We start from the raw sequence: 7,274 nt of genomic DNA on the forward strand, positions 1-7,274 counted from the left end.
GCCAACTTCCTCGGCTTCGTCAAGCTTGCTGCCATCATGCTCTGGCTCAAATGATTAAATTGTCACTACAGCCTAGAACAATTCCAGGAAAATTATGACACCGGTTTCGGCCAGCACCTTCCGAAGGAAGGCTGGAAGCGTGGACTTAACGGGCGCTGCGGCCGCAAGGTTCCGCCGCCGCCATGACGGTTTTTTGACATTCCTGTTGGCTGGCCCAGTGGAATGACGCCACTAACGATTGCGGCCCGGGTCCAGGCTTGCGACATAGGCGCCCAAATGGCGACCGCTCCCTCGATCCCAAAAGCCGCATTCTGGATGGCTCTGTCAATCGCCTCGATGCTGGCGATGTCGGTTGCCGGCCGCGAGACGACGGCCGAGCTCAACGTATTCCAGGTGCTGGAACTGCGCTCGGTGATCGGTTTCTTCATCCTTTTGCCGCTGGTGGTGATGAACGGCGGTTTTGCCGCAATGCGCACCGGGCGCCCTTTCGTTCACATCGCCCGGAACGTCATCCACTACACCGGCCAGGCCGCGTGGCTCTATGCGCTGACGCTCATTCCGCTCGCCGTGCTGATCTCGATCGAGTTCACGACGCCGATCTGGACGGCGCTTCTCGCGGTCAGTTTTCTGGGGGAAAGACTGTCCCGGTCAAAACTGACGGCCATCGTGCTTGGCTTGATCGGCGTGGTGATCATCGTACGCCCCAGCGCCGGCTCGATGGATCCCGGACACCTCGTCGTGCTCGGCGCCGCGGTCTGCTTCGGCATTTCGATGGTGCTGGTGAAGTCGATGACCAAGACCGAAAGCGTGGTGCGCATCATCTTCTGGATGCTGATCATCCAGTCGGTGGTTGGCTTGATCCCGGCTCTCTATAGCTGGCGCACCCCGTCGCCAGGGCTCTGGCCATGGATCTTCGTCATCGCCTTCACTGGCATGTCATCGCATTTCTGCCTGGCCCGCGCGCTCACCCAGGCCGATGCCACGATCATCTCGCCGATGGATTTCCTGCGCGTGCCGCTGACGGCGCTGGTCGGCTGGCTGCTCTATCATGAGCAGATCGACGTCTTCACCGCCGGCGGCGCGGCCCTGATCCTCGCCGGCAACCTGCTCAACCTGCAGAAGAAGACGCCACGGGTAGCGGAGGCCGAGGCGGCAACCCCTTAGAGGGTTTCACCGTTTCACGGAAACGGCGAACTGCTCTATCTCCTTGTTTTAAGCAGTCCGGGCGGAAGGCTACGGCGAAGTCGCCGAGCCTAACCGCTCACACCTCCTGGAATTGCTCCAGGCTAAACCAGCTCGACCTCGACCACGCCAGGCACCGCGCGCATCGCCGATGCCACCTGCGGCGAGATGCGGTAGCGGTTGGGCAGTTCGATCTCGACCTCGCCCTGTCCGGCGTCCTTGATCAGCACGAAGCTCACCTGCCCTTCGCCCTTGACCGAAAGCTGGTTGGCCAGCGTGCCGAGGGGTGCCGCGTCGCGTACGAAGATGCGTAGCGCCTTCTGGATGCGGCTCGCCTCATCCTCCAGCGATTGCACGGTCTGGATGCGCAGATTGATGCCCTCCGGCCGGTCTTCGGCCGAAACGGTGATCACCACCGAGCGTCCGGGCTCCAGCATGTCGCGATACTGGGCCAGCCCCTCGGAGAACAGCACCGCCTCGTACTGGCCGGTCGTGTCGGAAAACTGCACCACGCCCATCTTGTTGCCGGTGCGGGTCTTGCGCTCCTGCTTGGTGGTGACGGTGCCGGCGAGCCGCCCTGCGGCGGCGCCGCGCTTGACCGCCGCGGAAAACTCGGCCCAGTTCTGCACCCGCATCTTCTGGAGTGCGGCCTTGTACTCATCCAGCGGATGCGCGGAGAGATAGAAGCCCACCACCTGGAACTCGCGATGCAGCCGGTCCGCGGCAAGCCACGGGTCGGTCGCCGGCAGGTTGAGCGCTTGCGATTGGCTGCCGAGCGAAGCGCCGAAAATGTCGGCCTGGCCGGAAATGGCGTTCTGCTGCGCCAGCGAGGCCAGCCCCATCATCCTCTCGACGCCGGCCATCATCTGGGCGCGGTCGTGCCCGAAGCAGTCCAGCGCGCCGGCCATGATCAGGCTTTCGAAGACGCGCTTGCCGACGATCTTCGGATCGACGCGCTCGCAGAAGTCGGCAAGGTTCTTGAACGGCTTCTCGCCGCGCACCTCGACGATGTGTTCGACCGCCGCGTCGCCCACGCCTTTCAGCGCCGCCAGCGAATAGAAGATCTTGTTCTCGCCCACTTCGAAGGGGCGGAAGCTGGTCATCACCGACGGCGCCACCACCTCGATGCCGAGGCGCATGGCATCCTGGCGGAAATCGGCCAGCTTGTCGGTGTTGCTCATGTCGAGCGTCATCGACGCGGCCAGGAACTCAACCGGGTAATGCGCCTTGAGATAGGCGGTCTGATAGGAGACGACCGCGTAGGCCGCGGCGTGCGACTTGTTGAAGCCGTAGTCGGCGAACTTGGCCAACAGGTCGAAGATGAAGTCGGCCTGCGGCTTGGAGACGCCCCGCTCGACCGCGCCGGAGACGAAGCGCTCGCGCTGCTTGTCCATCTCGGCGCGAATCTTCTTGCCCATGGCGCGGCGCAGCAGATCGGCTTCGCCGAGCGAATAGCCGGACAGCTCCTGCGCGATCTGCATGACCTGTTCCTGGTAGACGATGACGCCTTGCGTCTCCTTTACCAGATGGTCGATCTTGGGATGGATCGAGGCCATCTCCTCCTCGCCATGCTTTCTGGCGTTGTAGGTCGGGATGTTTTCCATCGGGCCGGGGCGGTAGAGCGCCACCAGCGCGATGATGTCCTCGATACAGTCCGGCCGCATGCCGATCAGCGCCTTGCGCATGCCGGCACTTTCAACCTGGAACACGCCGACAACCTCACCGCGCGACAGCATGGCGTAGGTTTCGGGATCGTCGAGCGGTATCGTGGCGAGATCGATGTCGACGCCGCGCCGCCGGATCAGCTTCACTGCCGTTTCCAGCACGGTTAGCGTTTTCAGGCCGAGGAAGTCGAATTTCACCAGCCCGGCCTGCTCGACATATTTCATGTTGAACTGGGTGACCGGCATGTCCGAGCGCGGATCGCGATACATCGGCACCAGCTCGGATAGCGGGCGGTCGCCTATGACGATACCGGCGGCATGCGTCGAGGCGTGGCGGTAGAGGCCTTCGAGCTTCTGCGCCGTGTCGAGCAGCGTCTGGACGATCGGCTCCTTCTCCGCCTCCTCGGCGAAGCGCGGCTCATTGGCGATGGCGTCTGCCAGCTTGACCGGATTGGCTGGGTTCTGCGGCACCATCTTGGAGAGCTTGTCGACCTGGCCGTAAGGCATCTGCAGCACACGGCCGACGTCGCGCAGCACGGCGCGCGCCTGTAGCGTACCGAAGGTGATGATCTGCCCGACCTGGTCGCGCCCGTATTTCTGCTGGACGTAGCGGATGACCTCCTCGCGCCGGTCCTGACAGAAGTCGATGTCGAAGTCCGGCATCGACACGCGGTCCGGGTTGAGGAAGCGCTCGAACAGCAGCGAGAAACGCAGCGGGTCGATATCGGTGATGGTGGTCGAATAGGCGACCAGCGAGCCGGCGCCCGAACCGCGCCCCGGCCCGACGGGAATGCCTTGCGACTTGGCCCATTTGATGAAGTCGGCAACGATCAGGAAGTAGCCGGGAAACTTCATCCTCTCGATGATGCCGAGCTCGAATTCGAGCCGTTCGCGATATTGCTCGACCGTGTAGCCGGGCGTCGGCCCGTGCGCGGCAAGCCGCTTCTCCAGACCCTCGCGCGCCTGGCGGGCAAGCTCTGCCGCCTCGGCCTTTTCGGCCGCGTCCTTGTCGGCTGCGTCGGCGCCGGTGAAGCGCGGCAGGATGGGGCTGCGATTCTTGGGATAATAGGAACAGCGCATCGCGATCTCGACCGTGTTGTCGATCGCTTCCGGCAGATCGGAGAAAAGCCGCGCCATATCGGCCTGACTGCGCAGGAAATTGTCCGGTGAAAGCCGCCGGCGATCGTCCGCGGCGACCACCGAGCCTTCGGCAATCGCAATCAGCGCGTCATGCGCCTCGTAATCCTCGCGCTTGGAGAAGAACGCCTCGTTGGTGGCGACCAGCGGCAGGTGGTGCGTGTAGGCCAGGTCGACCGTCGACTTTTCGACCATCCGGTCGTAGCCGGCGACCCGCTCCAGTTCGACATAGAGCCTGTCGCCGAACAGCCCCTTGAGGAACAGCAGCCGTTGTTCGGCGAGGTCGCGCCGGTCGGCCTTGAGCGCGCTGCCGATCGGACCGCGCGGGCCGCCGGTCAAACAGATCAGCCCATCGCTCCGGCCCTCCAGCGTGGCGCTGGCGAGGTGCACCGGCTCGCCGGGCGGCGTCTCCAGATAAACCTTGCTGATCAGCCTGACCAAATTGCGGTAGCCGTCCTCGCTGGCGGCGATCAGCACGACCGGCGACATCTCCGGCCCGGTGCGGCGGCGGTCGCGCTGGCCGTCGCTCGCCTCGCCGGAAAAGGCGAGATCGACCTGGCAGCCGATGATCGGCTGGATACCGTCCTTGACCGCCTTCTGGGCGAATTCGAGCGCGCCGAACAAATTGTTGGTGTCGGTGACCGCGATCGCCGGCGCCTCGTCCTTGACCGCATGGCCGACGATGGCGCCGAGCTGAAGCGCGCCTTCGAGCAGCGAATAGGCCGAATGCACGCGCAGATGGATGAAGGTCCGCGTCGGCGCTTCCGGCCGCGCGGCCTTCACGGCTGCTTCGCGCTGCAACGGGTCGCGTGGAAGTCGTTCATCCGCCATGTTTTTTCGCGCTGCCCCAAAGACTCAAAATCCATGCGAATGTATTGTCCCGGACGGGACCATGCCAGTCCAGCACAAAAGACCCACAGGCACAGGCTTGCGACCCGGTACCGCCTCTTCTCAGGCGAACTCCATGATCACGGCATCGACCGCGAGGCTGTCCCCCGGCTTGGCGTTGAGCTTGGCTATCGTGAGGTCGCGTTCGGCGCGCAGCACGTTTTCCATCTTCATGGCCTCGACCACGGCCAGCGTCTCGCCGGCCTTGACCTCCTGGCCCTCGGCCACCGCGATCGAGACGACGAGGCCCGGCATCGGGCAGAGCAGCATCTTCGAGGTGTCCGGCGGCAGTTTCTCCGGCATCAGCCTTTCAAGCTCAGCCGTGCGCGGCAGCATGGCGCGCGCGGTCACCGACATGCCTTTCCATGCAATCCGCAGCCCGTTCAGCGCGGGGCGGATCTGGGCTGCGATGCTGTTGCCGCCGACCGTGCCTTGCCAGATCGCGTCACCTGGCCGCCAGTCGGAGGCGACCGTCAACGGCTTGCCGCCGTCGATCGACAGATCGACTTCCATCGGGATGGAGATCATGCCATCGACGATCTCGACCGGAAGATAGCCAGCGTCGATCTTTACCACCCAGTCCCGCTTGAGATGGCCGGAATGCGGCGCCAGCCTGCCGCTCAGGCGGTCGAGCCGGTCGCGGCGCAAAAGTTCGATCGCCGTCGCGACGGCGGCGAACACCGCCCTCTCCTCGCCATCCGGCGCGACCGGTGAAAAACCGTCCGGATATTCCTCGGCGATGAAGCCGGTCGATAGCCGCCCCTCGCGCCAGCGCGGATGCTGCATAAGCGCCGAAAGGAACGGGATGTTGTGCTCGATGCCATCGACGACGAACCTGTCCAGCGCCTCCGACATCGCGTCGATCGCTTCAAGCCTCGTCGGCGCCCAGGTGCAGAGCTTGGCCACCATCGGGTCGTAGAACATCGAAATTTCCGAGCCTTCGGTGACGCCGGTGTCGTTGCGGATGACGATGTCGCCGAAGGTGCCCTCTTCCGGCGGCCGGTAACGGGTCAGCCGGCCAATCGACGGCAGGAAGTTGCGGAACGGATCCTCGGCATAGAGGCGGCTCTCCACCGCCCAGCCGTTCAGCTTCACGTCGCTTTGCTTGATCCCGAGCTTCTCGCCGGCGGCGACGCGGATCATCTGCTCGACCAGATCGATGCCGGTGACGAGCTCCGTCACCGGGTGCTCCACCTGCAATCGCGTGTTCATTTCGAGGAAATAGAAGTTCTTGTCCTTATCGACGATGAACTCGACGGTGCCGGCGCTCTGGTAGTCGACGGCTTTCGCCAGCGCCACCGCCTGCTCGCCCATCGCCTTCCTGGTCTTGGCGTCGAGGAATGGCGACGGCGCCTCCTCGACCACTTTCTGGTTGCGGCGCTGAATGGAACATTCGCGCTCGCCAAGATAGAGCGCCGTGCCATGCGCGTCGGCCAGCACCTGAATCTCGATATGGCGCGGATCGACAACGAACTTCTCGATGAACACGCGGTCGTCACCGAAGGAGCTTTTCGCTTCCGAGCGCGCTCGCTCGAAACCGTCGCGCACCTCCGACTTGCTCCAGGCGATGCGCATGCCCTTGCCGCCGCCACCGGCCGAAGCCTTGATCATGACCGGATAACCGATCTCGCCGGCGATGCGTTCGGCATGGTCGGCGTCTTCGATGACGCCGAGCCAGCCGGGCACGGTCGAGACCTTGGCCTCGCTGGCGAACTTCTTCGATTCGATCTTGTCGCCCATCGCCTTGATGGCCTTGGGCTTCGGCCCGATGAAGACGATGCCTTCCTTCTCCAACGCCTCGCAGAAGGTGGCACGCTCGGACAGGAAGCCATAGCCCGGATGCACGGCTTCCGCGCCGGTTTCTTTGCAGGCGGCGATGATCTTCTCGGGCAGCAGATAGCTCTGCGCCGCCGGCGAAGACCCGATATGCACCGCTTCGTCGGCCATTTCGACGTGGACGGCGTCGCGGTCGGCATCCGAATAGACCGCGACGGTGGCAATGCCCATCTTGCGCGCCGTCTTGATCACGCGGCAGGCGATCTCGCCGCGATTGGCGATCAGGATCTTCTTGAACATTCGGATGTCTTTCCTCCGGCGAAGCGGTCCAGTTCTATGGACAATTCCGGCGCGCCTCAAGTGTCCTCGGATTGGCTTTTCCGGCCGGGTACGGATTGCGGAAGCCGCGCCGAAAAACGTCGCAAGAGACGTTGGCCGCCAGCGCGGAACTCGCTAATGTTACCCCAACACTAAAGAATGGCAGGCTGGCATTCGCCACGAACAGCTTGCCGTTAGCCAAAACTTACAGACCGCTTGGGAGGAGTGCCTCATGAAAACGCGTGCCGCCGTAGCTGTTGGTGCCGGAAAGCCGCTGGAGATCATGGAGGTGGACCTCGAAGGCCCGCG

General features: G+C 63.8%; 3 protein-coding genes. 1 reads left to right on the plus strand and 2 read right to left on the minus strand.

The window, feature by feature from the left end; all coding sequences use genetic code 11:
* Nucleotides 1–276: 276 nt before the first annotated feature.
* On the plus strand, nucleotides 277–1,164 hold the full coding sequence (locus FJW06_RS29870) for a DMT family transporter (RefSeq protein ID WP_140757259.1): 888 nt from the start codon (nucleotides 277–279) through the stop codon (nucleotides 1,162–1,164).
* A 122-nt stretch (nucleotides 1,165–1,286) separates the two neighbouring features.
* Here the strand turns inward: FJW06_RS29870 and dnaE are convergent, their stop codons facing one another.
* Both dnaE and FJW06_RS29880 read right to left on the minus strand, forming a co-directional pair.
* On the minus strand, nucleotides 1,287–4,814 hold the full coding sequence (gene dnaE / locus FJW06_RS29875) for a DNA polymerase III subunit alpha (protein ID WP_140757261.1): 3,528 nt from the start codon (nucleotides 4,812–4,814) through the stop codon (nucleotides 1,287–1,289).
* Nucleotides 4,815–4,934: 120 nt separating this feature from the next.
* On the minus strand, nucleotides 4,935–6,947 hold the full coding sequence (locus tag FJW06_RS29880) for an acetyl/propionyl/methylcrotonyl-CoA carboxylase subunit alpha (protein WP_140757263.1): 2,013 nt from the start codon (nucleotides 6,945–6,947) through the stop codon (nucleotides 4,935–4,937).
* Nucleotides 6,948–7,274 lie beyond the last annotated feature (327 nt).

It is taken from the genome of Mesorhizobium sp. B4-1-3, from assembly GCF_006439355.1.
Taxonomy (GTDB): domain Bacteria; phylum Pseudomonadota; class Alphaproteobacteria; order Rhizobiales; family Rhizobiaceae; genus Mesorhizobium.